This window comes from Hadarchaeum sp. (SeqCode) (assembly GCF_049969415.1).
Lineage (GTDB): Archaea > Hadarchaeota > Hadarchaeia > Hadarchaeales > Hadarchaeaceae > Hadarchaeum.
Genome location: NZ_JBMFOX010000009.1, coordinates 1 through 26,984 on the forward strand (window position 1 = coordinate 1; position 26,984 = coordinate 26,984).

Here is a 26,984-nt window from a genome sequence, read left to right on the forward strand (position 1 = left end):
GCAATTCGTTTGGCAGATTCCACATCATACTCGATAATGCTCCTCTTCAGATCGTCTATCATGCAATTACCTCAATCTTACTACTGAAAACATAATAAAAATCTTGCGTATGGTAACTTTTGAAACAGTCGACCAAAAAATAAAACTTTCCATAAAAATCACCGAAAAACTTTGTTTAAAAATAAGAAAAAACATTTAAAATTTCTTTTTTTTACTTATTGAGGCTTTAAATAATATTTCAGCAAGATTAAAAGCTTAACTAAAACCTTAAATAAACTGAAAAAACAGGCATAGTGGGAGGTAGGTAAATATAAAACCGGTAGCAATGGCCACTATAGCGCTCGTAGTGGGTCTCATTATCGGAATCGGTGCCGGTTGGGTAGCTAAGCCCGCAGAGGTGACTACCGCTCCAGGGGCCACCGCGACCACAACGGTGACAACGACCAAGACGGTTACTGCGCCAGCCGCTGGCGGTCTCTCCGGCGAGGTGAAGATCGGCTGGGTGGACGGTCTGACCGGAGGCAACGCCTTCTGGGGAGAAGCGGCTAAAACTGCTGCCGATGTCGCACTGAACGAAGTAAACCAATATCTGAAAGATACCAGCGCTGGTTGGACAATGAGCATAGTTTATGAGGACTCGGAAACCAAGCCTGATGTCGCCCTTGAAAAACTGAAGAGCTTGCACGCCAGAGGCATTACGATTGTCAGCGGTTGGGGAACTAGCGCAGACCTGAGGGCTTGTATCTCTTACTCCAACTCAAACAAGATTCTCCTACTTGCCTACGGTTCCAACGCTGCAGACTTGGCCATACCTAACGACTATACCTACCGACTCATGCCAACCACAAAAATCGAAGGCAAATGCTTCGCGCGAATCGTCTACGACTTGGGAGTAAAATACTTGGTGCCGATGTGGCGTGGGGACACCTTCGGAGACTCGATGATGAATTACGTAAGACAATACTGCTCGGCACTAGGAATTACTGTGGATGATGGGGTTAGATACGACCCCAACGCCACTGAATTCAGCTCTGAAGCCGCTGCCTTTGCATCTAGAATCAACAATGCCATATCCACTTATGGGGCCGACAAGGTTGGTGCTTACATCCACTGCTTTGAGGAGGGCAAAGCAATCTTCGCATCCTTAAAAGCTTACAACGCGACGAACTGGGGAGTCCACTGGGTGGGTGTCGGAGGTCTAGTCTTGACTGACTGGGCATTGGAAACCGACACGGCAGATATAATAGCCAATAAAGGCGTCTACGGATGCTTAATCCCGACTCCAAACGCGAAACTATACAACGTCCAAGCGCAGATAAAGGCTAAACTGGGCAGAGAGGCCGACATCTATGGACTCAATGGTTACGATGCGGTCTGGATGTTGGCACTGGCACTGAACAGCGCAAAGTCTTATGACTCCGATGCTGTTAAGGCTCAGTTGCCATGGGTCGCAAACAACTACACAGGTGTCACCGGCTGGTCGCCTTTCGATGAAGCTGGTGACAGACAGGGCAGCAACTACGGACTGTTCCAGATTGTTGGATCAGCAGGGGCCTACAAGTGGGCTCAGGTTGGCATATGGGACTTTAGCATAGACACGATAACCTGGTGGCCGGAACCAAAAATAATGTAACAAAACGAGACCCACCAATTTTTTTGTTTTTTCTTTTTAAATTGGATGACTTAATCGTGTGACACGTTTAATAATAAAATTTTCAATCGATCCCGCAGACCAGACATTCTGATATAGCATGGTTGACCAAACACCTTTAACCTATCTGAAATCTTCAGCCCTGATAAAAGTGACATTGAACCTAGATTAAGCTAACGACTCAAAATTTGGCCGGCTTTATCCTACACGGAATATCCCTGGTGTGGGCCGATCCACCAATAGGATCATACTCGTCGAGGGTTAGCAGAAAATTAACATTCGACTCAAAGCAACCGTGTAGAGGTCCTGGTTTTTCTGGATACCACCAGCCGTGTTGAGACACTACCATCCGGGGATGAACATCTTCGGTCAGTTTAGCCACCATCCATACTTTTTTCTCTTTTCCGTACGGTGTTTCGATAAAAACCATTTCACCGTTCTCGATGCCCAACTTTCTTGCCGTATCCGGGTGAATACTTATTTCAGGCTCAGGGTGTTTCAATCGCAACATCGGTATCTGTCGTCCCTGAGAATGACTGTACTCCAGCAACCTGTTTCCAGTCAACCATATCAGTGGATACTCATCAGAAGTTTGGGCGGGAGGTACGTGATCAGGTAGCGGGTCAAAGCCATATTTTTCAAGCAGAGTTGAATAAAACTCGAATTTCTTTGATGGAGTCCAGAATCCACTTTCTTTATATTTTTCATACGTTTTTGGCATTGTTATATAATTAACGTTTTTCTTTCTGAGTTCCTCGAAGACAAGGCCTGAAGGTGCTAACCTATAATTATTATATTCCTCCTCCGATTTCCAAGGAAAGTTTAAACCCATTCTTTTCGCCAGTTCAATCAATATCTCGGCATCGCTCCGACGTTGGTATAACGGTTCGACCGCCCTGTGACATATCGAAACACAGTAGGGGTAGGAAGGTGAACCGGGAATTCCATCTCTCTCGAGCCAACAGGCAACGGGAAGCACTAAATCAGAAAGCTCGGCCGTTGGTGTCATAAAAAGATCCAGTGTTACTAGAAAATCCAACTTCCTCAACGCTCCCATAACTCGCCCGGAATCCTGCATCGTCAATAAAGGATTAGTGCCGACTACAATCATGGCCTTGACAGGATACGGATTTCCTGTTTCGATCGCATCCATCACGAAATGTGGGTGTGCCATCGCTACCGGCGCATCGGGGCCAGAATACAATGGAAGTTCTTTGGCACCCAATCTCCTCTCTCTCACTTCTCTTGGCAATTTATCTAAACCCTCAGTCTAAGCACAAGAAATCCCCTTCACCGGAGCGTCTATTTTTATTGTATTCCCGCCTTTTCGGTCAAGGTTACCACAAACCGCTATGAGAAAATTAATGAGTCTTTCTGTTTGAACGGAATTAATGCTCATATCCAGAGAGGTGCTAAAGATAATGGAAGCCGGTGTATGGGTGGCATACATCCTAGCCGCTTCGATTATCTTCTCTTCAGGTATCCAAGTAATCTTGGATACTTTATCCACCGGAAAGTTTTTTACCCGATTTTTGAGTTCTTCGAAACCGCTACACCACTTATTAACGAATTCCTTGTCGTAGAGTTTCTCTTCAATTATAACGTTCAACATCCCCAAGGCAAGGGCATCGTCAGTACCTGGCCTTATTTGCAGCCACAAATCAGCTTTCTTCACCCAGAAAGTTCGGACCGGGTCGATCACAATCAGCTTCGTTCCTCTTTGCACCGCTTCCAGCAAGACCTTGACCACGTTCGGAAAGCTCGCCGACGGATTCGCCGCCCAGATTACGATGCATTTAGAATCAGGCCATTCACGGCTATAATTAAGTCATTTTTCTTAGGTTTTGCTATATATGGCTAGCGACTAGTAATGGTGGGGCTGGCCGAGGCCGGTGGAGGTGAAAAACCTCAAATGGGTGATTCCCATGGCCAAGCCAGCCGTGTTAGAGCTGAAGGATGAGGAAATAAAAGCGGTGGAAGAGTTCGCAGCCACGACAAAGTCGGTTAGGGAGTTCAAGCGAGCCCGAGCGGTGCTCTACAAGGCGAAGGGAATGAGTTTGGAACAGATAGCTCAGTTATTGGGTGTGCACTGGAGCACCGCGCAGAGGTACATAGCCAGATACAAGGAGCGAGGGATCGCCAGCTTCAAGGACAAGCCTAGGCCCGGGAGGGAGCCCAAGCTTACGGATGAGGTGAGGAAAAAATTGCTAAAGGCGGCCTTGAAGAGCCCCAAGCTCTTCGGCTTCCTGAAGAACAATTGGAGCCTAGGGATGCTGAGGCTGTACATCAAAAAAGAAACCGGAATCGATATAAGCGAGACCCAAATCTGGAGGATCCTGAAAAAGCATGGGATAGTATACAAGAGGCCGAAGCTCGTTGCCCCAGAAAAGCGGGGAAAAGGGCCAAAAAGGTCGAAAACTACAAGAGGGTCGCAAAGGCCCTTTTAAAAAAGGGTGATGGTGGCATTCGAGGACGAGACTTGGGTTGAGCTTCTCCCAAAGGTTTGGAAGTGTTGGTACCTGAAGGGAAAGCAACTCGAGATCGAGACGCCCGGAATTAACAAGCGACTGAATGTCTTCATAACCTTGGACTTTGGATCGGGCAAGCTGATCTACAGCATCCACAGGAGAAGGAGGAGCAGGGAGCTCAAATATCACCTCGGAAAGTTGATGAGGTACGCCAGGCGGAAGAGGTTCAAGAGGGTCATCCTTATCTTGGACAACTCGCCGGTACACAAGAGCGCTGAAAGCAGGAGATTTTTGAAGAGAAACGGCCGTTTCTTGAAAGTGTTCAACTTGCCCAGCTATTCACCGAACCTGAACGAGGTGGAGCACGTAAACAGGCAACTCAAGCGTGATGTGTGTTCGAACGTTCTCTTTGGGGATACTAGGGATCTCGGCGCAGCCGTGAGAAAATACCTAAGCATTGGATGGCAAAACTTACGAAAAAAGACTTAAAACCTAAAGCGGTGGGGATTCCCATGTCAGCGTGACAGGCCAATGCCATGGGGCCAAAACAGATATAGTCCATCCCCATCACGTTCGGGGTTCCGAGAGCGGCGGCAAAAAAAGTACTTATTCCAACGTGATCGTGGGACCAACTTCCATGGGCAACTACAATACTTTCAGGACCATACTTTTCTCTGATTTCTGTAAGCCGATTCGAAATCAAACTTAGTGCCTCATCCCATGATATCCGTTCCCATTTTTCGCTGTTTTTGTCGGTTCTTTTTAACGGGTAATTGACCCGCATATCGTTGTATAACAGTTCCATTCCGGCAAGACCTTTGATGCACATGTGCCCTTTAGTCTCTGGGTGATCGGGATCTCCCTCGATTTTTAATACCCTGCCACCCTCACTAACGAAAACCTGTGCGCCGCAACAGACAGCACATCCATCACAACTAGTCTTTATCCGCTCCATGGATTTTCAACCATCATGATTTAAGTTCTGACAATTTTAACGTCAAATGGCTCAATTATTAATAACCAACTCTAAACGTTGTGTTCAGTCTTTGCCTCCCTTTTCTCCACTTCCCTAACAAAATCCTCCAGCTCTTTTTCTATATCCCTGTCCAACGGCCCCGGCCGATGCTTTTCCAGTATCTTTTTGACCTCAACACGGGCAGTCTCCCTAAGATCCCTTGAACCCGCTTTTTCCCAAGTTTCTCTTTTTTCCCTGCTGAAAATTTTGGGGAGGTAGTGTTCCTTCATGAAGTTCTGTATGGTGTGCTTCTGAGTAAAGTAATGGCCTTCAGGACCTACCTTCTTTATTACTTCAACAGCCAGCGTTTCCTCGTCAACTTTTATACCGCTCAGCGCCCGGGACACCATGCCCGCCAGCTCGTCATCAATGACAAGCTGTTCATAGCTCATGGTTAGCGTCGACTCGAGGGTACCAGCAAAAGAATAAACAAGGTTTACTCCGGCCAAGGCCCCCATGAGCAGCGTCACCGATTTCTCCAAGCCCGCCTGAATGTCAGGTATCTTTGCGTCCGTGGTGCCACCGGTTCCCCGGCTGGGAAGGCCATAGTACTGAGCCAGTTGGGCCGTGGCCGCATTAATAAGTCCTGCTTCAACGGCCCCTAAGGCAATGTTGCCGCTTTTCATGTCTGCAATTGTTGAAACGGTTCCATAAAGCACCGGAGTGCCGGGGCTGACAAGCTCGGCCAAAACTATCCCGCTAAGGATCTCGGCATTTTGTTGCACCAAGAGCCCCGCCAGCGTCGCGGGCGCCGTCGCACCCGATTGGGCCTCCGGCGCAATAACAAGCGGCTGCCGGTACTTCGCATATACCATAAGCCCTTCCACCATCTCCTTGGAGTGCTGCAACGGGCTCGTGGGATTTTCTATGCTCAGAAGCAATGGCCTTTTTTTGAGCTCCTCAACACCTCCGGCAACAATCGAAGCCATCCTCAGGTTATCTTCTGAGGGGATCTCACCGTAGATGTAACCGTCCAGAGGCTTGGTCGTGTTCCTAAATCCTGCTAATAACCCGTATACGTGGACCAAGGGCTCTGGAATATCCTTTGGCCAGACTGCCCAATCCAAAAGATGTATGTTTTCCAAGGAATCCCCGAGCCTGAAAAACAGCTCCACATCAGCCAAGGTGCCCTCGCGGCGTTTCCCCGAATCAATATCCAGAACATAGGGGAACCATCCCCCCATCGAGAAATAAATCCGGTTGCCCCCAAGCCTCATTTTACGGTCAAAGTTTCTTCCGTAAACCGTACAGCAGCTCGGCGCTCCTTTTACCGCTTCCGTGACTAGGTGCTCAGGGATTCTGGCAATTCCCCTCTTGAAATCAACAAAGGCCCCTGCATCTTCCAGTATTTTCAACGCTTTCTCGGAAAGGAACTTCACGCCAACCTGTTCGAGGATTTCTGTGGTAGCCATATGAATTTCGTAAAGTTCGTCTCCGGAAAGTAACTGCAATTGCCCTCCCCTAAAATTCAACTCCGACCCTCCATGAGTTTCTTGGCCAGTTTGACCGCTTCAATCGCGTTTTCAGCGTATCCATCCGCGCCTATCTTCTCCGCCCATTCCGCTGAAACCGGCGCCCCACCAACCACAACTTTAACTTTTTCCCGCAGACCATGACTTCTAAGGGCCTCGATCACCTTTTCCTGCATGGGGCGAGTGGTAGTGATCATGGCGGACATGCCGACAATATCTGGGTTCTGCTCCTTAACCGTTTTTATGAAATCCTCGACCGGAACGTCTTTTCCTAAGTCCAACACCTCAAACCCGGCGGAGAAAAGCATTGACGCGACTATACTCTTGCCGATGTCATGGATATCCCCGGCCACGGTACCGATAACAACCCGTCCAATGGTTTTTCTCTCGGCATTGCCCTTGAGCAACGGCTCTATGTGCTCGGCAATGGCATTCTTTGCGGCTTCGCTAATGATCATCAGGTGGGGGATGAAAATTTCACCCTTCTCAAACATGTCACCAATCTCCTCAAAACTGACCGTAATTGCGTTGATGAGATCCAGAGGATTGGCACCATCGCTCAGGCATTTCCTAATGGTTTCAACTATCTTCTCCTGGTCAAACGTCAACATGGCTTCCTTTATTTTCTCTGAAAGTTCAGACATCGATAGCCTCTTTTATCCTTTTTTATTAATGGTTTGCTATTTTGATGCATTGTTGCATTAAATTTTTAAAATTGTCCTGAGACCGGTGTTTTGGCGGCTGGGGGCTGGACCGATGAGGTGGTGGTGAAAAACCACCGAGGTGTTGGGATGCCGAAGGTTAAGAGGGATTGGAAAACTTACAACGAACAGCCCGTCATGGCGCAAAAGTTCGAAAGCATGGCCAAGGAAATGTTGCTGAAGGCGTTCTGCTACAACCTGTTGATGAACTTGGGCGTCGGTCGATGAGATCCTTTCAAGAATTGGTTCGACGAGCCAAACCGGAGCTTGCGCAGGAGATTTCGCGTTTTGATTTGTGCAACAATGCATATTTTGATACTCTACGCAGAGGGGTGTTTAATCTACAGAGAATTTTTGTCCGACCAACGGTATTGTTTTACAACACTCCAACGCGCCAAAACTTTGTTAGCTTAAAAGTTCTGTCACATAATTTAATGTCCCATTGTCACATAAGTTCTTTCCCCATTCCGATTGTAGGCCGAGATCCATTTCACCACGGTCATCTTCAGTTGTTTCATCGATCGGAAATTGCTGTTGTTCAAGACTTCTTTCTGCAGCAGGGAAAACTTGTTTTCGATCTCGTTCAACTCCGGTGCCCCTTTCGGCAGGAAAACCAGCTCGACAGCACCGCCATTTTCGCTCAAGTATTCCTTGACGATTTTTGCTTTGTGCGTTTTGGTGTTGTCCAACACGACGTATAGCTTATCATCCTCAAACTTCCTTTCTAGCCAAGAAAGGAAATCTCTGAACTGCAAACTCTTCGCTTCGAAGTAAAACCTGTAAAATATCCGGTCCGTATGCGGACTGTACGCAGCAAACAGATGCAGCTTCTTCCGAACCCTTATCCTCTGATTGGCCCTGATGATGATCATCTTCTTCCGCGTCCACATGCTCCCGCCGTAGCGCTTCACGACCATAGGTCCCTTTTCGTCCTCGAAAAACACGATGCAATTCGGCCTCTCCAGAAGCTCGCGGATCCTGGCCTTTTTAGCCTCTTAATCGGGGTCTTCAGAGATGAGCTTCTTCCGGGACTTTCTGAATGCCACGCCGTGGCTTAGGAGTATCCTCCTCAATTCTTCCACACTCACATCGGCGATCCTTTTGCTTCGGAGGTACGACCTGAGCTTCCTCAGGCTCCAATTCATGAAGGGTAAACCCAAGCTTTCGGGTCTCCTGCAGGCGATCCTCACTATCTCCTTTTCAAGCCCTTCGTTGAACTTCGGTCTCCTTCCGCTCTTAGGCCTCTCGAGTATACCGCGAATGCCCAAGGTATTGAATCTCCTTATCCAGCTCCTGATTGTCTTCACATGCATGTTAAGGCGGATCCCTATCTCCGCTGGCGTATAACCCTGTCGTGAGAGGAGGATCACCCTGGCCCTGTACGCTATGCGACTTTTCTCATCCAGTTGCCTGAGAAGGAAGTCCTTCTCGCTCCGGCTGAGCTTCCTTGCGTACAGGGTATCCATCACATTTTCTTAGAATCCTGACTATAAAAAGGGAATAGTATTTATGTGACAAATGAGATAATCTATTGTGTGACAGTTGTGACATTCAATTTTGTGACAGTACTCTTAAACGCTCAATAGAGCACAGCAGGGACTTCACCGCTGGGAATCCAGATATCGGGTCCCGATCTTCTTCGTTAGTTAAAATGTTGGCGTTGGCCTCTTTCCACCCGTGCTGGACGTGGACCACCTTGGGGTGCATGTCCTCCGTGACCCTTGCCTTTATCTTGAGGCTTCCTCGCTTGGTCTTAACCAATATCATGTCACCATCGGCGATGCCGTATCTCTTCGCAGTCTCAGGGTGGATTTCGGCCAACGGGTCCGGAACCTTCTCCCGCAGCCGAGGTATGTTTCGCAGCTGTGAATGGGTATACTCCAAAATTCTGGATCCTGTGGTTAAAATTAGCGGATATTTCTTGGTCAGCTCCGGATCACTCACCGGGCTCTCCTTGGGCTCGACATAGGTGGGTAGAGGATCATACCCATATTTCCGAAGTGTCTCCGAGTACAGCTCGACCTTCTTGCTCGGCGTCGCAAATCCTTCGTCTATGTACTTCCGGTACCTCTGGCAATCATAGTAAAAACCCCCAGGTATCTCCTCAAGCGCCTTGAGCGAATAACCGGTCGGCTTCAACAGTACATCGATAGATTCCCTAACATCGTTCCACGGGAAGGACTCACCATAGCCCATTCTCTTGCCCAGCTCAAACCAGAACTTCCAGTCCGGCCAGGCCTCGCCCTGCGGTTCCACCACTTTTTTTCTAAGCATGACATAGGGAATTCCCATCACCGCACCGAAGTCGAGCAATTCAGTCTTTTCCAAGAATGTGGCCGCGGGAAGAACGAGGTCGGCAAGCTCGGCCGTGGCGGTCATGAAGACGTCCATGACAACGAGAAAATCAAGTTTTTCTAGCGCCGCTTTGACCTTATTGTAGTTAGGCCACTGGACTGCCGGATTGCCTCCGGAGACGATCATGGCCCTTATCTGATGAGGATCTCCACTCAGCAGTTTATTTATCAAAACCATGACCTGTCCTTCTCTGGTGTGCTCGTACTGTATGGGGTGCACCTCGGCGCCAAACGGCTTTTCAGTTTGCATTTTCGGGAATCCCAAATTGGTCAACCTTAGCCTGGGTGAATAAGTATTTCCGCCGGGCACGTCGAGGTTGCCGGTGATCGCCATCATTATGGCAAGGGCGCGAGAATTTTGAACACCGTTCGCCTGAAGATCTAAGGAGTTGCCCTGATTTATGCACGCCGGCTTGGTCGAGGCATATAATCGGGCCGCCTTGACTATATCCTCAGCATCGACCCAAGTTATCCCCTCAGCCTTCTCCGGAGTGTATTTTTTCACGTGCTCGGCCAATTTCTCAAAGCCGACCGTCCACTTTTCTACAAACTCCTTATCGTAAAGTTCCTCGGAGATTATGACGTTCAACATGGCTAGGGCCAAGGCGCAATCGGTCCCGGGCCTAGGTCTGAGGTGTATATCCGCCTTTTTTGCAAAAAAGGTTCGAACCGGATCAACGACGATTAGCTTGGCTCCGTTCTCCATGGCCTTGAGCAATTTCTTTGCCCGCGGCAAGAAAGCGTTGTACTCGTTGCGCCCCCACATTATGATGCATTTGGAGTTCTCGTGGTCAGGAACGGACATCGTGCCATAGGTCAGCCTGTGGGCTATCACTCTAGCCCTGTAGCACATGCTGTCGACCGAATAATAATGCGGAGTACCGTAAACATCGCAGAACCTGCGCGCATACCATTTATTCTCATAGTAATCGATGCCCTGTCCCAGATAGACGGACAAGGCCCGGCTTCCATAATCCTTCTTAATCCGGGCAAGTTCCCCCACAATGATGTCCAAAGCTTCGTCCCACGAAATCCTCTTCCAAGAATCACCTTCTCTTTTCATCGGATACTTGAGACGATCGGGAGCGTAAACGTAATCAATCGCGGCTTCAGCCTTGGGACAGATTTCACCCCGATTGACTGGATGCTCTTTCATCCCCTCCACTTTGGCAATTTTCCCTCCTTCTGTGTAAACGTCCAAACCGCATTCTCCAGAACAGATTCTACAAATCGTCTTGACCACTTTACCGTCATGCCCCGCGTTCATAACACAACCGCTTTTTACATATCAAAAGACTTCTATTTAACTATATCTCAAAATTCAGTTCTCTGAAGAACAGGCTTTTATGAGCCAATCTTGAATTGTAAACGTGGTCGATATGTTCGATAAAAAAGCGATGCAATTTATGAAGGATTTGATGGAATCCTTCGGTCCGTCCGGATTTGAGGCAGAACCGGCGAAAATGGTTAAGGAATATCTGCGACCCTATTCAAACGAGATCATCTCGGATAAATTGGGATCGATTATCTTCGTGGCAAAGGGAAAGGCACAGCGTCCGCGGATTCTGATGGCAGGGCATCTCGATGAGGTCGGCTTTGTCATCACCGGGATAGATGAAAAAACTGGTTTTCTGAAGTTCGGCCCGCTGGGAGGCTGGTGGGACCAAGTGCTTCTCTCTCAGAGGGTCATCGTCAGGACTAAAAAGGGCGATCTGCTAGGAGTCATTTCCTCAAAGCCACCGCACGTTCTGACCGAGGAGGAAAGGAAAACGGTCGTGAAGAAGGAGGACATGTACATCGACATCGGGGCCTGCTCCATGGACGAAGCAGTTAAAATGGGGGTAAGGATAGGCGACCCAGTTACGCCCTGGTCTCCCTTTTCGCTATTCAAAGGGGGAAAATTTGCCGCGGGCAAGGGTTTCGATGACAGAATCGGCGTCTTCGTAATGGCCGAGGCCTTAAGGAGGATAAAGGAACAGGCGATCAAGCACCCCAACACCATCTACGCGGCCGCAACCGTGCAGGAGGAGGTTGGCCTGAGGGGGGCCAAAACTTCCGCCCACGTGGTCGATCCTGACGTTGGAATCGTGCTTGAGGTAGACATCGCTGGTGATGTGCCTGGAATCCAGCCCCATCAGGCCCCAACGAAGCTGGGAAAGGGTCCCTCCCTGCTGACCTACGACAGATCAATGATTCCCAACCAACCGTTGAAGGACTTCATCATTGAACTCGCGGAAAGGAAAAAGATACCGCTCCAGCTCTCACAGTCAACGGGTGGCGGCACCGACGCGGGCAGCATCCACTTGGACAGAGCCGGCTGCCCCACCGCCGTCATCAGCGTCCCCACCAGGCACATTCACACCCACGTGGGCTATCTCTGTCTGGAGGACGTGGAGAACGCTGTTAAATTGACCATTGAAATCATCAAGGAGCTTGATGCTGAGAGGGTAAGAAGTTTTACCGCGATTTGATCAGCGAATGTAGCTGGGCTCCTCTTCAGTGAAACCGCTTATCTCCGGGATGGGCTCCGGCGGTGCCAGTTTGGCCAGCCTCTTCGCCTGCTGCTCCAAATCCTTTAGCTCAAGCTTGAAGTTCAGCACCGCAGCCAAGGACTTCAAAACCGCGGCCGCCGCACCCGCGTCCAGCACCCCGCCCTCGGTGACGCCGAGCAGGCAAAATCCCATCATACCCCGCCGAGACGCCATTACCGGGAGCATCCCATTCATGCCCACGATCACGCCGCTGTTCAACAACCTGACGCCCCGTTCGCCCAGCATCTTAGCTAGCGAAGCTTCCGAGGCAGCTCCGACCACACCATAGCTGCGCCTTTCCTCGGGAGAAACCACATAGGCGGCCATTGTCCCGACCAGTTTAACTCCAAGGCGGGTGGCGACGTCCAGCAGATCCCCCGTGAGCGCATATTGCCCCAGGGGAGTCGCCGCCTGAGCATCAGCGGTCACCAGCACCATATCCTGCTTCATTTCCTCCGGACGGCAGTGGTAAAAATCAACCTTTAAGGGATTAATCTGTCCTTCCTCTTGGATTACCCATTCGGGGAAATATTCCGAGTAGAGCTCCAGAAACTTTTTCGCCGCCAATTTTTGCACCAGGTACTCCAATGCCAGCTTACCCACATTGGCTATGCCGGGAAGACCTGCCACCAGCACCGGCTGCTTCAGCTTTGGCCGGCGGAGATATCTCAATCGCGTGGGCATAGTAATCCCTTTGGCTCCCAATAATTTAAGTGTTAAATTTTCACGCGCCAATAGAGATTAACCGTTATCGGGTAAAATTGGAATTGAATCCGTTCCGGGGTGGTCAAATAAGGGATCCAGTGGCCATAGGCAACGGTGAAATCCGCGCGCTCCCGCTGGCGTTTGAGAGCCTCGGCGTGAGGGGCATGGCGACCTACGTTGAAACCGACGATGTGAGGATGGTCATCGATCCCGGTTCGGCGCTTGGTCCCCGATTTCACCTGAGCCCGCACGAACGAGAATATATTGCGCTGGCCAGGTCTCGCCGCGCCATCATGGAGGCGGCGCGGAGGGCCGACCTGCTTACCATAAGCCACTACCACTTTGACCATTACGTCCCCAACTTTGAGGACTGGGTGTGGATCTGGAGTTCTCCTGAAATCGCGGCGGACCTCTACCGCGGCAAATTGATACTGGCCAAGGATATTAACGCCAACATCAATGCCAGCCAGAGAAAGCGCGGTTATATTTTTCAGAAGCTGAACGCAAACATCGCCAGGGGGATAAAAATTGCTGACGGAAATAGTTTCAGCTACGGCCAGACCACGCTGAAATTCTCCCGACCGGTTGCTCACGGCTCGGCCGGGACCGAGCTGGGTTATCTGCTAATGCTGACGGTGAAAACGTCCGGCTGCACGCTCGTCCACGCCTCCGACGTGCAGGGACCCGTGGAAGAGACAACGCTGCAGATGATCCTAGCTGAAAGACCGGATGCCGTAATCATCGGCGGTCCGCCAATTTACCTCGCCGGATACAAAATCGACGAGACCAGCCTTAGGGCGGCGAAAAACAACATGGAAAAGCTGGTGAGCAAAGTTCCGCTCAACGTTATCGATCACCATCTGTTGAGGTCGCTTGATTATCGAGATTTTCTAGACTCCGCCTTCAAGGAGGCCGAGAGAAGAAAACACCGACTGCTCGCGGCCTCGGAACTGTTGGGGCTGGAACCTGAGCTTCTAGAGGCCAAGCGCAAGGAACTCCATGAAAAGGAACCCATCGCCAAAGAATGGTACCAGCGTCTGAAAACTGGAGACCTTAAGGAACTGATGAAGTCTGAGTAACCTTCACATCCTTTCCGGCGCCTTTATTCCCATCAGCTCCAGGGCATTCCTGAGAACCACCCGGACTCCGTTGACCAGACGCAGACGAGCGTCCCTCAGCTCTGAGGTCTCAGCATCGATCACCGGTGCCACCTCATAAAAAGCATTGAATGCCAGCGCCAGTTCCGCCGCGTAGATGGCAGGAAGATGGGGCTGCCGTCTCAAACCGGCCTCCATTACCACCTCGGGGAACTTAGCCAAAAGTCTGACCAACCGCTGCTCCTGCGGTAACTGGAAAACGCCGGAAATAGGCCTAACGGCAAGTTTCTTGGCCTTGCGGAGGATGCTACAGGCCCTGGCGTGGGAGTATTGCACCGCGGGCCCGCTGTTCCTCTCGAAGTTGAGGGCATCCTCCCACTTGAAAGTTATGCGCTTTTCCGGGGAGGTGCTAATCAAGGAATACCTCACCGCACCCACACCCACGAACTCGGCCGCCCGGCGCTTGAAGCTCTCACTGGCCTGGGGAGCATGCTCCTGAACCACCGCCCGAGCCCTTGCCACCGCTTCCTCAACCACATCGTCGACAGTATACCCAATCCAAGTGCCCTTTCTGCCTGAGAACCTGCCACTCGGTAGCCACACGTGCTCGTAAGCCAAGTGGTATGAATTCTCATATTCCTTTTCAAAACCCAGCGCCCTGAGGGAATTGAAGACAACCTGCTGGGGAAACCTCTGTTCGGCACCGACAACATTGATGACCATATCAGCCCGGCCAAACCTGGAGTTGGTCCTCCCCTTAGGTGACGTTGTGTACGTCTTGGTTCCGTCAGGGCGCCTAGAGTGCAACCTAAACTTCAGCTTTGCCTCCGTCTTCCCGAACTTCCAGAGCTGGTAGGCTATGTCTCTCATGGTGTAAACCGTAGTGCCATCCGACCGAACCAGCACCTTGTCCTCCAGACCGAAATCTGAAAGCTTCAGCACAAGGGCTCCCGCATATTCCCCGGTTCCCTCGACCAGATACTTGGTGCTCTTCAACCTCTGCAGGGTCTCGGTCAAAATCCCGGACCGAACTAAGTCGCTCTCCCAGACCAGCACGTCGTAGCTTATCCCCAGACGGTCGGTCGTCTCTAAGTTGGCCTTCACGCACCTCTCGGAAAGCCGTCTCGCCTGATTGGGATCAGCGCCGGTACCCTGCTCAAGGCGGGCCAGTATTTGACGCACTTCCTCCTCAAGTCCCGGCTCCCGCTCAATCCGCGCGTGCATGTCAGAGTAAATCAGCCCCAACACGTGGTCAAACTTTGCCTTGGGCTTCTTCTTGATAAGACGATTAGCCAAAAGCGTTTCGGCGACCTGCCTGCCCATATCATCTATATAGTTCTGGACTTCGACCCGATATCCCAGGGCCCGCAGAATTCTCGCCAAGGTGTCTCCAACAACGGCATTTCTGCCGTGACCGATGTGGAGCGGCTTGGTCGGGTTAACGCTGGTATGTTCTATCAGCACCTTTTTTCCCTGGCCCACATCTGAGCAGCCATAACTGCGGTCGTGCTCCTCAATGCTCCGCAAGGTGAACTCGGCCAGTTTGGAAATATCGACAAAAAAATTAACATAATTTCCCGCAACCTCGACCCTCTCGACCAACCCCTCGGGCTTTATTTCCTTACCCAGCTCCGTCGCCAGAACTCCGGGAGGTTGGCGTTGTAATTTTGCCAAGTCAAAGCAGATCCTGGTCGCGAGATCGCCAAGTTTCTGGTCAGGCGGCTCCTCAAGCGTGTTAGCCGGCGTAGCCGTCACCTGCCAACCCAGCCTGGAGAGCGCCCCTTCTATGCTCCGGACGACATCGTTTTTAAACCGTCCCCATGGATTGACCGACATGCTATCAAATTCCCTTATCAATATCGGCAATAAGGTTTTATGTTCAGAAAACGCCGAGCCCTTCCAGATCCAATTCTGCGGAAAACATGCCTATTTTGAACGAAAAGTAATTATGGTGGGGAAGATGGTGCTACTTCACATCGGCATTGACGACACCGACTCCAAGAGAGGGATGTGCACGACCTATGTGGGGGCAGTCGCCATCAGGCGTCTGGAACAGCAGGGTTTCAAGTTAAAGGGCTACCCAAAGCTGATCCGCCTCAATCCTAACTGGAAAATGAAAACACGGGGTAACTGCGCCATCGCCTTCACCTTGTCGGTAAAAAGGGACCAAATTCCGCTCGTCAAAGAAATCGTCCTCAAAACGGTGGCTGATCTGGCCGAACTGCATGTGGAAACAACCAATCCCGGCGTTGTCTTTTATCAGGGAAATAAAATCACGGAGGAAATGAAGGCCTTCTCCAAAAAAGTTGTCCAAGACGTTGTCACCATTGGGGAGGCCGAAGAACTCGCCAGAATGGTCGGGGCCGAAATACACAAGTTCAAGCTCGGCCGCGGCATCGTTGGCGCGCTGGCTGCCATCGGAAACACGCTTGAGGATGACTGGACATTTGAACTAATCACCTACCGAACGCCCGAAAACCGGGGGAAACCGAGAAAAATAGACCCCGCCTCGGTTGAGGAAATGGATCGAAAAACATACCCGAGAACCTTTGACAACCTCGACCCGAGCACCGGTGAAATCAGAATAACCCCGCACACGCCCTGCCCGATACTCTACGGAATCCGGGGTGAAACGCCCCAAGCGGTAAAGAAGGCCAGCGTAATCGTGAGATCGCTGGAACCGATTGAACAGACAATCGTCTACAAAACCAACCAGGGCACCGACGCACATCTGAGAAAGGTAAAGATAGCCGAGGCCAGGCCGAACTGGTCCGTGATCGTTGAGGGGGTGGTGTGCCAACCACCCCGGACCATACCCGGTGGGCATGTGATCTTCAGGCTGAAGGACGAGACCGGTGAAATAGACTGCGCGGCCTACGAACCGACGCGGCAGTTTCGTGACCAGGTAAGGAAATTAATCGTCGGAGACAGGTTGCGGGTCTTTGGGGGGATAAAGGAAAAGCCGGAGCTGCCCCTGACGGTAAACCTGGAGAAGTTTGAAGTGATGGACCTGGCGCCGATTTTCCGGAGAGAAAATCCCACCTGCCCCCGCTGCGGCAAGAGGATGAAGTCGGAGGGTAAAAACAAGGGGTATTCCTGCAAATTGTGCAAGACAAGAGCTCCAGCAAGCGCGGTCAGGATGGTAAAGGTGGAAAGAGACATCAGCGTTGGCAGGTTTGAGGTACCTCCCCGCGCCCGCAGGCATTTGGCAAAGCCGTTGATCCGGGAACTGGCCGCCGAAAAACGGCGGTGATTTATAGTAAAAAGGTGAATCTAAACCGGTGAAAGCCCTTGCAGGTCAGAATCAACATCAATTACATTTCAGCAGAGAGGTTCTGGGAGCAGGAAAGGGCAGCTCCCGCCGGTGTCCACATCTCAACGAACGTGAACATCATCGGGCTCGAGAAAAAGGAGGATAAGTTGACGGCGCCGTTTGTGGTTACCATTGTCTATAACCCGCCGCTGGCACAGATAACCATCAAGGGGCAGGCGTTCATTTTGGCCGATCTCGCCGAAATCGAAAAAATTTATGGGGATTATAAGAAACAATTGCCGCCGCCGCAGCTCCTGTTGCAGGCGATAACCAACACCTCGCTGGTCGAGGCCACCGTGGTCTCAAGATCCCTGAATATACCCCCGCCGATACCCATGCCCAGCCTGCAGCCACCTCAGAAGGAGGACCGGGAAAGACCCAGCTACGTGGGCTGAACTAAAACTCCAATATAAGCATTACGAAAGGTTTATATATGGGATAATTTGACTACTTAAAAGGTTTTTGAGGGATAATTTTGGTCCTGACTGCCAAGATACTGCACCTCCGACCTAGAGGGTTAGTGGCCCGTGGAGACCAAGCTCCCAAAATGGGTCAGAGCGTCCTCGACTCCTCAAAGAGAAGGATAGGCAACGTGATTGACATCTTCGGACCGGTGAAGGCGCCTTACTTCCTGATAAAACCCGCCTCGGAGGTAAAATCCGAGCTCAACAAGCTGATCGGTGTGGAAGTATATTTGGGGGAACCGCATGGAAAAGGTGGAAAGCCAGAAAAAATGTCCCGAATGCGGAAGCACTAAGCTGGTGCGGGACTACGAGCGGGCGGAGCTGGTCTGCGCTAGCTGCGGCTATGTCATTCACGCCAAGATCATGGATATGGGTCCGGAGTGGCGCGCCTTCGACCAGGAACAGCGGGAGCGCCGTGGGAGGGTTGGAGCTCCGATGACTTTAACCATACACGATAAAGGCCTGTCGACGATGATTGACTGGAGGGACCGCGACTCCCACGGAAAGGACCTGACGCCGAAGCGCCGGGCCCAAATCTACCGTCTGAGGAAGTGGCAGCGAAGAATAAGGGTTTCTGACGCCACGGAGAGAAACCTGGCCTTTGCCCTTTCAGAAATCGACCGCATGGCCTCCCACCTCAACCTGCCCAGAAACGTGAGGGAGGCAGCCGCCCTCATCTATAGGAAAGCCGTAGAGGAGAGGCTGATCCGCGGACGCTCCATCGAGGGCGTTGCCGCGGCGGCGCTGTATGCGGCCTGCAGGGAGAGCAAGGTGCCACGGACGCTGGACGAGATAGCTGAGGTCTCACGCGTCAGCAAGAAGGAGATCGGGAGAAGCTACCGTTTCATCGCCCGTGAGCTCCTCATCCATCTGCGGCCCACCAGCCCGATCGATTACATACCGCGGTTCGGCTCTGACCTAGGCCTGAGCGGTGCGGTGCAGTCAAAGGCGATAGAGCTGTTAAAGGAGGCGCAAAAGAAGGGCTTGACCTCCGGCCGTGGTCCGACGGGGGTTGCGGCGGCGGCCATCTACATCGCGAGCGTGCTGATGGGGGAGCGGAGGACGCAGCGGGATGTGGCGGATGTGGCGAGGGTTACAGAGGTCACCGTAAGAAATCGCTACAAGGAGCTCTGTGAGAAGTTAGGGCTAGACGTGGAGCTGTGAAAATTTCTCATTAAAAAAATCTTCGACTAAAACCGTAATGAGAATATGGATAAAAGCGCATTTGTAGATTTAGAGGAGATTGCTAAGAACTTGAACAGCCTTGGTAGAAAGACCGTCATAAGAATTAGAAAGGATAGAATTTGGATTCGTACCTTGCCTTTAGGTGAACATTGTGGACACCGTTCAAAAGAAATTAAAGTTAGGCGGTTTATTGAACTAGACGACTTATTTTTAGGGATGGGTCCTTGGCAAGTGGGGGCGGAAAAATAAGGGTTTATACTTTGGCAACTCAGAGCCTTCGCTGCTTCATCATTTCTTAAAAATTTTTTTGAATATAAACTCGGACTGGACAGGAAATAATTAAGCCACTATTAACGCTCCGGCATTATATTGTATAAATTAAACAAAAGAAAAATGGGCAAATTAGCTATCAATTCCAAGTCAAAATTTTACAAAGGTTTGTGTGGATCCTAGAATTAAGAGAGTACATGCTCAAGTAAGTCTACTTTAATTCGGTTATTTTGACAAGGCTTATGGGTGAATTATATTCCAGATCTAAAAAATTTATTTTGCAAAATCAAGCCTCCAGCGTTGCTTTTTTGCGTGGTGTTTCGCAGCTGAAGGTTCAGTTATTCTGAAAAAGTCTGGTATTATTTATCACATAAATTTTTCTTCAAAAGACGAAGAATTCATCCAGTTTCTAAAACAATGCCTTAGCTTGGTCGGAGTTGAAGCGAACAGCTATTCGATCAAAGGGATGAACCTGCAGGTTTACGGTTTGCCAAATTTTAGACAGTTTTACATCTTCAACATCCATGCTCTACACCCGGAGAAGCGGGAGAAATTCGAGAACGGTTTTGCATCCTACAAGAGAAAAGTTCTGGATGGTGACTAGGCCAGAAAATTGATACTAAAACAGCTCGCCACCGGAATCAAGACCTACGGCGAACCAGCCGCCGCACTCGGCAAGGCTAGGACCACGATCCAAGCCCATCACGTCCCAATCCTCAAGCGGGAGGGTAAAATCTCGCGGGGGGGAAGCGCGGACGGGCCTAGCTCTGGGCGCGGGCAAAACCGTAACCAAAACTCCGACTTTCTGAACCACGGACAACTTTTTATATATTGCCGCCTAATTGCGTTGACTCTCATGCAAATTGAACACACGATGGAAAAAGGCGTGCACCGATACGAGTGCTGGGACGACTATGGCTGCTCGGTCGTGGCCTTTGCAGTAGTAGTGGAAAAAAGGGGTTATGTTTATCTCAAGGAAATAAACGTGGGCAGCTCCTACCGGGGAAAAGGAATCGGAACCTCATTGCTCAAGCGGGTGTTGGACGACTTCAGCGGGCGGGATATTCTGGCCAGCGTCTTTAAGGACCGAGTCAAGTGGTACCAGGAACATGGCTTTGAAACCTTGGGGGAAAAAGGCGGACTAGCTGAAGTTAAGAAAGCTCATGGGGACAACCTCTTAAAATAAACTTTCGAATAAGAAGCGGGGTCGTGGGGTAGCTTGGTCCATCCTGCGAGCTTTGGGTCGCCTCAGGCGCGGGAAAGCTCGTGACCCGAGTTCAAATCTCGGCGACCCCACCACAAAGATAAACAGTTACAGGGCACTTGCATTTTTGGTGCTTAGTCTGAACAATTCAACCTAAAATTGTAACTACCCCCACTCTTGGAAAACCTAATCCTAGCTAAAAGCTATTGCCGAGAGAATCACTCAAATTTTAAGCTCGAGGTTCGCACTCCTACGCGTTTTAGCCGCTTTCCCGCCACGAAAAACGGTTCGGTTTTCTACTTTCTTCTTCTCTAAACAATATCTTTGATAGTCAACCCACCGACAATCCAGTTCTCGGTAGGATTATCGTAGAAAATTACTGAGATAGATTCTTTGGGCAGGTTCGGTATCTCCCTCATCAACAGTCCACATATCTGGTTGGCCATTCTGACTTTTTGCTCCTGAGTTAACGCTCCTTCGGTCAGGCTTATTTCTACCAAGGGCATTTCCTCTCACCATGCCTAAATCGCCCCCGACAATTTTTTTGTTGGAAAGTCAGAAATCCACTACCAAAAATGAAAACATTTGGCGCGATTTAAGCTCGTTTTTCTTCAATCCTTTTACCACGAAGAACGGATGGTAAGATGGCAACGCTGTTCAAAAGGGCGAGCCACAGGTACGTCCTCTGCATCGCTTCTACGAAAAGCGACTTGTCCGTCGCTTCGATGAGTACTGGATCAAGAGAGGCAATTATTTCCGTCAGCTTCACGTATGGGACGGTAAAACTCATTAAAAGCACTGCTAGGCTCAGGCTTGTCACGTAGCCCACATTGAACATCGTGTTTCTGAATGCGGAGGCAACACCCTTTCTCTCGGGAGGAACACAGCCCATTATCGAGCTTACATTTGGGGAGGCGAAGATGCCCATACCCGTGCCGAAGAGTAGCATATAACCCAATACTAAGTAGTAGGGCGTTTGGGCATCGATAGTGGAAAAAAGGAACAAGGACAAGCTTATCACCGCCAACCCGGACGTCGTGAAGGGCAAACAGCCGAACCTGTCCGAGAGCTTTCCGCTGATCACCCCGACCACAAAATAGGTTATCTCAAACGGAATCAACCTCACTCCCGCCTGAAATGGGTCTAGACCCAAAACGATCTGCAGATAAAGGCTAAGCAGTAAAAGAACGGCACCCCAAGCCGCCGCATTCAAAAGCTGTGCAATGTTACCCCCTAAGAACTCCCGTATTCTGAGCAGGGCCAAATCAAACAATGGATACTCGGCCCGGCTCTCATGAACTAAAAAGACCGCAAAAGCTACGAGGAAAATGGCAGTGAAAAGCCAAACGACAGTCTGGTGTGCCATCCCGTAAGCGGCAAAGGTAAGGGCAAAAAGAAGCGACGCTATTGCCGTGGATATGGTTATAAAACCAATCCAATCTATCGGGCTCGATTTTTCCACCTTAGCCACCTCCCTCAGCCTTCTGCCGGCCCACAGCGTTCCGAAAATCCCTATCGGCACGTTAATTAAGAAAAGGGCTCTCCAGTCCCAGAGGGCGAGCAAAACTCCGCTCGAAGTCAGGCCGAGCATGGCACCCAGCCTAAAAGCGCTCTGATTCAGGCCGAGAAAAAATCCGAGTTCACCGGGTGGCGTGGCGTCCACAATCATGGTCACACCGATCGTGGAGATGATGCCACCGCCGAAGCCCTGCAGACCTCGGAAAATTATGACCTGTATTGGGTCTGATGATATTCCGGAAAGTGCCGCACCTAAGGTGAAAAACGCAAAACCTACCACGTAAATTTTTACCCTGCCAAAAATGTCCGAAGCTCTGCCAACCAGCAACAGCGCGACCGTGCTGGCAAACATATAGGCCTGGGTGAACCAGACGGCCTGCTCAGCATCGGCTTTTAAAGCGGCTGCCACCTGAGGCAAACCGACGATGACTATCCTAGAATTAATGCCGAACATCAGCATTCCGATTGTAGTCACGGTGAGAACTGTCCACTTGTATCTCAGAAAAATCGCCTCGGCATTTTTAAAGACTAATCGACTGAACCCTAAAAAATGATTTCTCGAAAATCCGACAAATTTAAAAACCTCGACCCCCAGTAAAAACTTCTGGTGAGTTCTGTGAGGACAAAGTTGCTGTTAGCCTCACTAGTAATAGTGGTCCTGCTCAGCATTTACTTCATACCTGCTGGCAGCGCGAAGGGCAACGAGGCGGAGCCAAGCGTGGTCAAGGTCGGGGTTTGGATAAACTCCATCGAGAAGGTCGACACACCAACGCAGACCTTTACCGTCGATTTCTATCTTTGGTTCAAGTATCGTGACATCAGACCCGACATTGAGTTTCTGCGAGGCACGCCTAGAATGGACCTTGTCACTGAAGAAGAGAGGGAAAATGAAAACTATCTTGAATACCGGGTAAGAGGAGCATACGTCCAGCCATTTGACTTCAAGGATTTCCCGTTAGACGAGCATTTCCTCTCAATTTCGCTGGAGGACAAGAACCACAACATCTCTGAACTGGTCTTTGAACCGGATGTTGAGGAAAGCGGAATTGATCCCAGTTTAGAGGTTGCCGGTTGGGACGTGAAGGACTTTCGCATATTCGTGACGGAACATGCTTATCCAGGTGAAACTTACTCCCAGCTCAACTTTGGTCTGACCGTCTATCGATCCAAACTTTCGGCCATCCTCAAGAACTTCCTGCCCATCATTATCATAACTTTAATTTCCCTGCTCACCTTCGCCATCTCAATTAAGAACTTTGGCCAGAGGGTCGGGATCTGCGTCTCAACGTTGATGTCCGCGGTAGCCTATCACATTGCCGCCCTTAGTGGACTACCTGCCCTTGGATATCTAACCCTGTTTGACCGGATAATGTTGGTGGTCTACACCGTTTTCCTTTACAACCTTTTAGTTTCTGTCCAAGGGATGAGGTTGGTTGAAGCCGGAAAAGCCGAGCAAGCGGAGAAATTTGAGGTCAGGATGCAGAACCTACTACCGGTGCTCATCTTTGTCCTGAGCATCATCTACATCGGGTTGTTTGGGCTGCTCTAACCAGCGAATTAATCCTTAATACCAGGCGGCTAGCCGCACCGACTAAGTTGGAGGTGACATATCAACGGCAAAAAGCAATCTTGCCTCATTCTATTTCTTTCTTCATCGTCTCGGCAGCGCCGCCTGGTATTAGCGTGACTGTCGAAACCGACTTCGACAAATAGTGTGTTAACACTGTTATTTAAAGATGTCGATTTGAAAAAAAATACGGGAAAAGGAGTAGTTTTATTTATAGAAAACATACAGCCCCACAGGGAGACTTTATGGCCACGGTGATGGAGACAAAGGCTGAATCTACTGTTAGAGCTGAAGATGCCATCATTGACTCAGTACAAAAATGGCTGGACAACCCCGTGGCTAGAAAAATGCTGAAGCTGGTCTGCGGTAAAAGTAAGCACGGCGGCAACAGGCTAGACATCGCCATCCGCAAGTATATGGGGGAAAATGTCAAATGCGATGCCCGCGATGCCTTTGCTTCTATCGTGGTCAAATTTGTGCTTGATCATGGAGCCGGCGCATTTGGTTATTCCAGCGCTGAACTGAAGAAAAATCTGTCCGATCCTTTGATAAGGAGAGGCATGGTAAACGTGCTCGAGGGCATTGCACGTTACGGCACCCGCCGTCCCTTCACCTCAGTTGCCCCCTTCCTGGTGGTCTGGAACTATACTAAATTATGCAACCTGCGCTGCGAGCACTGCTATGAAAGTGCCGGGCCCAAAGCCATGGAGGACGAGCTGACCACTGAAGAGGCAAAAAAGGTCATCGACGAGTTTGAAGAAGCCGGCGTCGTGGCCATAGCCTTCTCCGGCGGCGAACCGTTGATGAGAAAGGACATCTTAGAAGTCGCGGGATACGCAAAAAGCCGCGGATTTTACACCAGCGTCGCCACTAACGGTACGCTGATTACTCCAGAAATTGCGAGGAGGATGAAGGAAGTTTTTGGCTATGTCGAAATATCATTGGACGGCTTTGAGGCTGCCCACGACAAGTTCCGGGGTGTTCCGGGCGCTTGGAGGCGCACCTGTGAGGGAATCAAGAACTGCGTTGCGGAGGGAATCGACACCTGCGTTGCCCTAACGGCCACGCGCTATAACCTCCACGAAATCCCGAAGTTGATTGACTTTGCTGAAAAGGAACTAGGTGTGAAAAGAGTGATAATATTCAACTACGTGCCGACGGGAAGGGGGAAAGACATCATCGATCAAGATCTGAATCCTGAGGAAAGGCAGGAACTTCTGGAGTATCTTTACAAGCGAATGATGGGCAACAACTGCAGGTTGATCTGTTACTCCACCGCACCCCAGTACTCCGCCGTCTCTTGGAAATACGCCTTCGGCGATAAGTCGGCCCCAGTTGTGGCCACGCACTTTACTAACCAAGGGGCGATAGAAGCGCTTCAGGGCAGGACCAAAACCCTCGCCGAGTTCCTAGGCGGGTGTGGAGCAGGCCGGCTCTACTGCGGCCTCGAGCCGAACGGTGACATCACCCCCTGTGTATTCATGCCCATAAAAATCGGCAACATTAGAAAGGACCGCCTGCGTGAGATCTGGCATTCTGCAGAGATACTCTGGAAGCTGAGGGACCGCGAATCCTTGGAAGGGTGCAGCCAGTGCGAGTACAAATATATCTGTGGCGGGTGCCGGGCTAGGGCCTATGGATACTACGGCGACGTACAGGCTCCCGACCCAGGCTGTATCCACAACCTTCATTACTGGAAGTCGCTCAAACAGGAGGAGAAATCTCCGGCCGCGGCTCAATCACCCACCTAACTGCAGCATCGGAGCCGCTCCTCAAGGCAATCTTCTTAACCGTGGTTGAATATTTTAGAGAGGGAAGGTCATGGAGATTGAAGGTGCCATCATAGAAGCCAAGCTCTATCGGGGCAAGATAATCGTCTGGGACGAGGCGCAGGCAAACCAGCTCTACCAACGTGGTTTTTATGGCAAGCCCCTCAGCGGTGGAAAACTACAGCTCGCACCGGTTGAAGCCCTTTACCTGATGGAAAATGGGAAGATAACGGTGGCCAACGGTACAGGCAAAAAATTAAGCTTCAAGGCCTTAGCGGAAAAATTCACCGAGACCGACCCCGATCTGATGCTTAAGTATGCGGCATACTCTGACCTCCGCTCCCGTGGTTACATCGTCAAAACCGGACTAAAGTTCGGCGCCCACTTTCGCGTCTATGACCGAGGGGAAAAACCCGGTGAGGCCCATTCCAAATTTCTGGTGCACGCCATCCCTGAAGGTGTGAAGATGACCCCAACCGAACTGGCCCGAGCGGTCAGGCTCGCCCACAGCGTGCGCAAGAGGATAATCTGGGCAGTGGTTGACGATGAGGGGGACATCACCTATTATTCGGTAACTAGGGAGAGACCCTGAATGACCATAAAATTAGATCCTTGGGGTTCGGCCATACCTGAAAACTACAGCCGGGTCATGGAGGAATTCGGGATATATCCCTTTGACAATGTGATCCAAAAAATACCCAACCCCCACCCGCTGATGCGGAGAAAGATAATCTTCGGCCATCGTGATTTTGAGAGGATTCTGAACGCGATAGAAAAGGGAGAAAAATTTGCGGTGATGACCGGTTTAATGCCCAGCGGAAAAATGCACCTCGGCCACAAGCTGGTCATCGACCAGCTGATCTGGTACCAGGCGCAAAAATCTGATATCTTTCTCTGCGTTGCCGATCTAGAAGCCTACTCCGCTCGAGGAATCTCCTTTGAACAGTCTAAAAAGCTCGCCGTTGAGGAGTATCTGGCCAACTACCATGCCCTTGGTTTGGACCTTGAGCATTGCCGAGTGTACTTCCAGTCAACGAACAACGCAGTGAGACACCTTGCCTTCCTGCTGTCAAAAAAGGTAAACTTCAGCGAAATGAAAGCGATCTACGGGTTTGTCGGAGAATCGAGCATCTCCCAAATTTTCTACCCGATGATCGACATAGCCGACATATTGCACCCGCAGCTGGAAGAATTCGGGGGCCCGCGTCCCACCGTCATTCCGGTCGGGGTAGACCAAGACCCCCACATCCGCTTGGCTAGGGATGTGGCCGCCCGCTTCCAGAAAGAGTTCAAATTCATTCTGCCCTCTTCAACCTACCACCGGCTGCTACCCGGACTGACCGGCGACAAGATGTCAAGCAGCCGTCCTGAAACCGCCATATTCCTCACCGATTCCGACGCCGAACTCGAGAAAAAAATAAGAAATGCCTTTACCGGTGGTCTCCCCACGGCGGCCGAACAGCGGCGCTTGGGTGGAGACCCTTCCAAATGCCGGGTATATGAGCTCTACGTCTATCACTTGATGCCCGATGACGAGGCCCTGCTTGAAATTGACGAGCTTTGTAGATCAGGAAAGATGATCTGTGGTGAGTGCAAAACCAAAGCAATCGAACTGATGAAAAGCTACCTCAAGGAACACCGCGCCAGATACAAGCGCGCACTGCCGAAGGTCGAGAAAATTGTTGAGAAAATTTAGTGGA

Annotated in this window: 27 protein-coding genes, 1 tRNA gene and 2 pseudogenes; 17 read left to right on the plus strand and 13 right to left on the minus strand. The window is 50.5% G+C overall.

The annotated features are described in order from the left end of the window. Positions 1-325 precede the first annotated feature (325 nt). Positions 326-1,633 carry an ABC transporter substrate-binding protein gene (locus ACP5PX_RS03430; protein WP_428083989.1) on the plus strand — a complete coding sequence of 436 codons (1,308 nt, stop codon included), beginning with the start codon at positions 326-328 and terminating at the stop codon, positions 1,631-1,633. 199 nt (positions 1,634-1,832) lie between these two features. Here the strand turns inward: ACP5PX_RS03430 and ACP5PX_RS03435 are convergent, their stop codons facing one another. Together ACP5PX_RS03435 and ACP5PX_RS03440 are read right to left on the minus strand one after the other, a co-directional pair. After that, positions 1,833-2,903, minus strand: coding sequence for a molybdopterin-containing oxidoreductase family protein (locus ACP5PX_RS03435; RefSeq protein ID WP_428083991.1), 1,071 nt, complete (start codon positions 2,901-2,903; stop codon positions 1,833-1,835). A gap of 18 nt (positions 2,904-2,921) precedes the next feature. Then, positions 2,922-3,452: pseudogene (locus ACP5PX_RS03440) on the minus strand (molybdopterin-dependent oxidoreductase); the annotation flags it as partial. 124 nt (positions 3,453-3,576) lie between these two features. Here ACP5PX_RS03440 and ACP5PX_RS03445 point away from each other — a divergent pair. Then, positions 3,577-4,608: pseudogene (locus tag ACP5PX_RS03445) on the plus strand (IS630 family transposase). Here ACP5PX_RS03445 and ACP5PX_RS03450 read toward each other — a convergent pair. From ACP5PX_RS03450 to ACP5PX_RS03460, 3 genes are all read right to left on the minus strand, one after another. Beyond that, positions 4,538-5,074: a molybdopterin-dependent oxidoreductase gene (locus tag ACP5PX_RS03450; RefSeq protein ID WP_428083993.1), complete on the minus strand. Its 537-nt coding sequence runs from the start codon at positions 5,072-5,074 to the stop codon at positions 4,538-4,540. The pseudogene ACP5PX_RS03445 and the gene ACP5PX_RS03450 overlap by 71 nt on opposite strands. 71 nt (positions 5,075-5,145) lie before the next feature. Beyond that, positions 5,146-6,585 carry a trimethylamine methyltransferase family protein gene (locus ACP5PX_RS03455; protein ID WP_428083995.1) on the minus strand — a complete coding sequence of 480 codons (1,440 nt, stop codon included), beginning with the start codon at positions 6,583-6,585 and terminating at the stop codon, positions 5,146-5,148. A 17-nt stretch (positions 6,586-6,602) separates the two neighbouring features. Then, on the minus strand, positions 6,603-7,250 hold the full coding sequence (locus ACP5PX_RS03460) for a cobalamin B12-binding domain-containing protein (protein ID WP_428083997.1): 648 nt from the start codon (positions 7,248-7,250) through the stop codon (positions 6,603-6,605). Positions 7,251-7,397: 147 nt separating this feature from the next. Here ACP5PX_RS03460 and ACP5PX_RS03465 point away from each other — a divergent pair, with 147 nt between their 5' ends. Further along, positions 7,398-7,535: a hypothetical protein gene (locus tag ACP5PX_RS03465; protein WP_428083999.1), complete on the plus strand. Its 138-nt coding sequence runs from the start codon at positions 7,398-7,400 to the stop codon at positions 7,533-7,535. 203 nt (positions 7,536-7,738) lie between these two features. Here ACP5PX_RS03465 and ACP5PX_RS03470 read toward each other — a convergent pair whose 3' ends face one another. The 3 genes from ACP5PX_RS03470 to ACP5PX_RS03480 all read right to left on the minus strand — a co-directional run bounded on the left by ACP5PX_RS03470 (position 7,739) and on the right by ACP5PX_RS03480 (position 10,928). Further along, the gene (locus ACP5PX_RS03470) at positions 7,739-8,251 is read right to left on the minus strand and encodes an IS630 family transposase (RefSeq protein ID WP_428084001.1); all 513 of its coding nucleotides are present in this window, start codon (positions 8,249-8,251) and stop codon (positions 7,739-7,741) included. Positions 8,252-8,302: 51 nt separating this feature from the next. Beyond that, positions 8,303-8,773, minus strand: coding sequence for a helix-turn-helix domain-containing protein (locus ACP5PX_RS03475; protein ID WP_428084003.1), 471 nt, complete (start codon positions 8,771-8,773; stop codon positions 8,303-8,305). Positions 8,774-8,858: 85 nt separating this feature from the next. Next, positions 8,859-10,928, minus strand: a complete 2,070-nt coding sequence (locus ACP5PX_RS03480; RefSeq protein ID WP_428084005.1) for a molybdopterin-containing oxidoreductase family protein — start codon at positions 10,926-10,928, stop codon at positions 8,859-8,861. A 139-nt stretch (positions 10,929-11,067) separates the two neighbouring features. On the opposite strand from ACP5PX_RS03480, the gene ACP5PX_RS03485 reads away from it, so the two are divergent. Next, a complete protein-coding gene (locus ACP5PX_RS03485) occupies positions 11,068-12,132 on the plus strand; it encodes a M42 family metallopeptidase (RefSeq protein ID WP_428084007.1) in 1,065 nt (354 codons plus the stop codon). On the opposite strand, the gene ACP5PX_RS03490 is transcribed toward ACP5PX_RS03485, so the two are convergent. Next, positions 12,133-12,876: a PAC2 family protein gene (locus ACP5PX_RS03490; RefSeq protein WP_428084009.1), complete on the minus strand. Its 744-nt coding sequence runs from the start codon at positions 12,874-12,876 to the stop codon at positions 12,133-12,135. A 77-nt stretch (positions 12,877-12,953) separates the two neighbouring features. Between ACP5PX_RS03490 and ACP5PX_RS03495 the strand changes: the two genes are divergently transcribed. Continuing rightward, the gene (locus tag ACP5PX_RS03495) at positions 12,954-13,976 is read left to right on the plus strand and encodes an MBL fold metallo-hydrolase (RefSeq protein ID WP_428084011.1); all 1,023 of its coding nucleotides are present in this window, start codon (positions 12,954-12,956) and stop codon (positions 13,974-13,976) included. Between the two features lie 3 nt (positions 13,977-13,979). Here ACP5PX_RS03495 and ACP5PX_RS03500 read toward each other — a convergent pair whose 3' ends face one another. Continuing rightward, a complete protein-coding gene (locus tag ACP5PX_RS03500; RefSeq protein WP_428084013.1) occupies positions 13,980-15,830 on the minus strand; it encodes an arginine--tRNA ligase in 1,851 nt (616 codons plus the stop codon). A gap of 124 nt (positions 15,831-15,954) precedes the next feature. Between ACP5PX_RS03500 and ACP5PX_RS03505 the strand changes: the two genes are divergently transcribed. The 6 genes from ACP5PX_RS03505 (at position 15,955) to ACP5PX_RS03530 (ending at position 19,830) form a co-directional block, all read left to right on the plus strand. Further along, on the plus strand, positions 15,955-17,247 hold the full coding sequence (locus tag ACP5PX_RS03505; RefSeq protein WP_428084015.1) for a TiaS agmantine-binding domain-containing protein: 1,293 nt from the start codon (positions 15,955-15,957) through the stop codon (positions 17,245-17,247). Between the two features lie 38 nt (positions 17,248-17,285). Then, on the plus strand, positions 17,286-17,702 hold the full coding sequence (locus ACP5PX_RS03510; protein ID WP_428084017.1) for a hypothetical protein: 417 nt from the start codon (positions 17,286-17,288) through the stop codon (positions 17,700-17,702). A gap of 80 nt (positions 17,703-17,782) precedes the next feature. Further along, a complete protein-coding gene (locus ACP5PX_RS03515; RefSeq protein WP_428084019.1) occupies positions 17,783-18,064 on the plus strand; it encodes an H/ACA ribonucleoprotein complex subunit GAR1 in 282 nt (93 codons plus the stop codon). Then, complete coding sequence (locus ACP5PX_RS03520) at positions 18,015-18,935, plus strand: transcription initiation factor IIB (protein WP_428084021.1); 921 nt, start codon at positions 18,015-18,017, stop codon at positions 18,933-18,935. The genes ACP5PX_RS03515 and ACP5PX_RS03520 overlap by 50 nt, the downstream gene beginning before the upstream one ends. A 45-nt stretch (positions 18,936-18,980) precedes the next feature. Next, positions 18,981-19,205: a hypothetical protein gene (locus ACP5PX_RS03525; protein WP_428084022.1), complete on the plus strand. Its 225-nt coding sequence runs from the start codon at positions 18,981-18,983 to the stop codon at positions 19,203-19,205. A gap of 292 nt (positions 19,206-19,497) precedes the next feature. Beyond that, positions 19,498-19,830, plus strand: coding sequence for an LAGLIDADG family homing endonuclease (locus ACP5PX_RS03530; protein WP_428084066.1), 333 nt, complete (start codon positions 19,498-19,500; stop codon positions 19,828-19,830). 15 nt (positions 19,831-19,845) lie between these two features. Here ACP5PX_RS03530 and ACP5PX_RS03535 read toward each other — a convergent pair whose 3' ends face one another. Further along, positions 19,846-20,007, minus strand: coding sequence for a hypothetical protein (locus ACP5PX_RS03535; RefSeq protein WP_428084024.1), 162 nt, complete (start codon positions 20,005-20,007; stop codon positions 19,846-19,848). Positions 20,008-20,082: 75 nt separating this feature from the next. Between ACP5PX_RS03535 and ACP5PX_RS03540 the strand changes: the two genes are divergently transcribed. Then, the gene (locus ACP5PX_RS03540; protein WP_428084026.1) at positions 20,083-20,412 is read left to right on the plus strand and encodes a GNAT family N-acetyltransferase; all 330 of its coding nucleotides are present in this window, start codon (positions 20,083-20,085) and stop codon (positions 20,410-20,412) included. A gap of 17 nt (positions 20,413-20,429) precedes the next feature. Beyond that, positions 20,430-20,525: transfer RNA gene (locus tag ACP5PX_RS03545), tRNA-Pro, on the plus strand. 216 nt (positions 20,526-20,741) lie between these two features. Here the strand turns inward: ACP5PX_RS03545 and ACP5PX_RS03550 are convergent. Together ACP5PX_RS03550 and ACP5PX_RS03555 are read right to left on the minus strand one after the other, a co-directional pair. Further along, positions 20,742-20,936: a tautomerase family protein gene (locus ACP5PX_RS03550; protein WP_428084028.1), complete on the minus strand. Its 195-nt coding sequence runs from the start codon at positions 20,934-20,936 to the stop codon at positions 20,742-20,744. A gap of 89 nt (positions 20,937-21,025) precedes the next feature. Next, positions 21,026-22,408 carry an MFS transporter gene (locus ACP5PX_RS03555; protein ID WP_428084068.1) on the minus strand — a complete coding sequence of 461 codons (1,383 nt, stop codon included), beginning with the start codon at positions 22,406-22,408 and terminating at the stop codon, positions 21,026-21,028. A 156-nt stretch (positions 22,409-22,564) separates the two neighbouring features. On the opposite strand from ACP5PX_RS03555, the gene ACP5PX_RS03560 reads away from it, so the two are divergent. From ACP5PX_RS03560 to ACP5PX_RS03575, 4 genes are all read left to right on the plus strand, one after another. Continuing rightward, positions 22,565-23,497, plus strand: a complete 933-nt coding sequence (locus tag ACP5PX_RS03560; RefSeq protein WP_428084030.1) for a hypothetical protein — start codon at positions 22,565-22,567, stop codon at positions 23,495-23,497. A gap of 263 nt (positions 23,498-23,760) precedes the next feature. Continuing rightward, complete coding sequence (locus ACP5PX_RS03565) at positions 23,761-25,266, plus strand: radical SAM protein (protein ID WP_428084032.1); 1,506 nt, start codon at positions 23,761-23,763, stop codon at positions 25,264-25,266. Positions 25,267-25,336: 70 nt separating this feature from the next. After that, positions 25,337-25,876: a tRNA-intron lyase gene (endA, locus tag ACP5PX_RS03570; RefSeq protein WP_428084034.1), complete on the plus strand. Its 540-nt coding sequence runs from the start codon at positions 25,337-25,339 to the stop codon at positions 25,874-25,876. Continuing rightward, positions 25,877-26,980 carry a tryptophan--tRNA ligase gene (locus ACP5PX_RS03575; RefSeq protein WP_428084036.1) on the plus strand — a complete coding sequence of 368 codons (1,104 nt, stop codon included), beginning with the start codon at positions 25,877-25,879 and terminating at the stop codon, positions 26,978-26,980. The last annotated feature ends 4 nt before the right edge of the window (positions 26,981-26,984 follow it).

Coding starts and splice junctions, on each gene's coding strand:
- ACP5PX_RS03430 (WP_428083989.1), top strand. CDS start 326: ATGGCCACTATAGCGCTCGTAGTGGGTCTCATTATCGGAATCGGTGCC.
- ACP5PX_RS03450 (WP_428083993.1), bottom strand. CDS start 5,074: ATGGAGCGGATAAAGACTAGTTGTGATGGATGTGCTGTCTGTTGCGGC.
- ACP5PX_RS03460 (WP_428083997.1), bottom strand. CDS start 7,250: ATGTCTGAACTTTCAGAGAAAATAAAGGAAGCCATGTTGACGTTTGAC.
- ACP5PX_RS03465 (WP_428083999.1), top strand. CDS start 7,398: ATGCCGAAGGTTAAGAGGGATTGGAAAACTTACAACGAACAGCCCGTC.
- ACP5PX_RS03475 (WP_428084003.1), bottom strand. CDS start 8,773: ATGGATACCCTGTACGCAAGGAAGCTCAGCCGGAGCGAGAAGGACTTC.
- ACP5PX_RS03480 (WP_428084005.1), bottom strand. CDS start 10,928: ATGAACGCGGGGCATGACGGTAAAGTGGTCAAGACGATTTGTAGAATC.
- ACP5PX_RS03485 (WP_428084007.1), top strand. CDS start 11,068: ATGAAGGATTTGATGGAATCCTTCGGTCCGTCCGGATTTGAGGCAGAA.
- ACP5PX_RS03490 (WP_428084009.1), bottom strand. CDS start 12,876: ATGCCCACGCGATTGAGATATCTCCGCCGGCCAAAGCTGAAGCAGCCG.
- ACP5PX_RS03500 (WP_428084013.1), bottom strand. CDS start 15,830: ATGTCGGTCAATCCATGGGGACGGTTTAAAAACGATGTCGTCCGGAGC.
- ACP5PX_RS03505 (WP_428084015.1), top strand. CDS start 15,955: ATGGTGCTACTTCACATCGGCATTGACGACACCGACTCCAAGAGAGGG.
- ACP5PX_RS03520 (WP_428084021.1), top strand. CDS start 18,015: ATGGAAAAGGTGGAAAGCCAGAAAAAATGTCCCGAATGCGGAAGCACT.
- ACP5PX_RS03525 (WP_428084022.1), top strand. CDS start 18,981: ATGGATAAAAGCGCATTTGTAGATTTAGAGGAGATTGCTAAGAACTTG.
- ACP5PX_RS03540 (WP_428084026.1), top strand. CDS start 20,083: ATGCAAATTGAACACACGATGGAAAAAGGCGTGCACCGATACGAGTGC.
- ACP5PX_RS03550 (WP_428084028.1), bottom strand. CDS start 20,936: ATGCCCTTGGTAGAAATAAGCCTGACCGAAGGAGCGTTAACTCAGGAG.
- ACP5PX_RS03555 (WP_428084068.1), bottom strand. CDS start 22,408: ATGCTGATGTTCGGCATTAATTCTAGGATAGTCATCGTCGGTTTGCCT.
- ACP5PX_RS03565 (WP_428084032.1), top strand. CDS start 23,761: ATGGCCACGGTGATGGAGACAAAGGCTGAATCTACTGTTAGAGCTGAA.
- endA (WP_428084034.1), top strand. CDS start 25,337: ATGGAGATTGAAGGTGCCATCATAGAAGCCAAGCTCTATCGGGGCAAG.
- ACP5PX_RS03575 (WP_428084036.1), top strand. CDS start 25,877: ATGACCATAAAATTAGATCCTTGGGGTTCGGCCATACCTGAAAACTAC.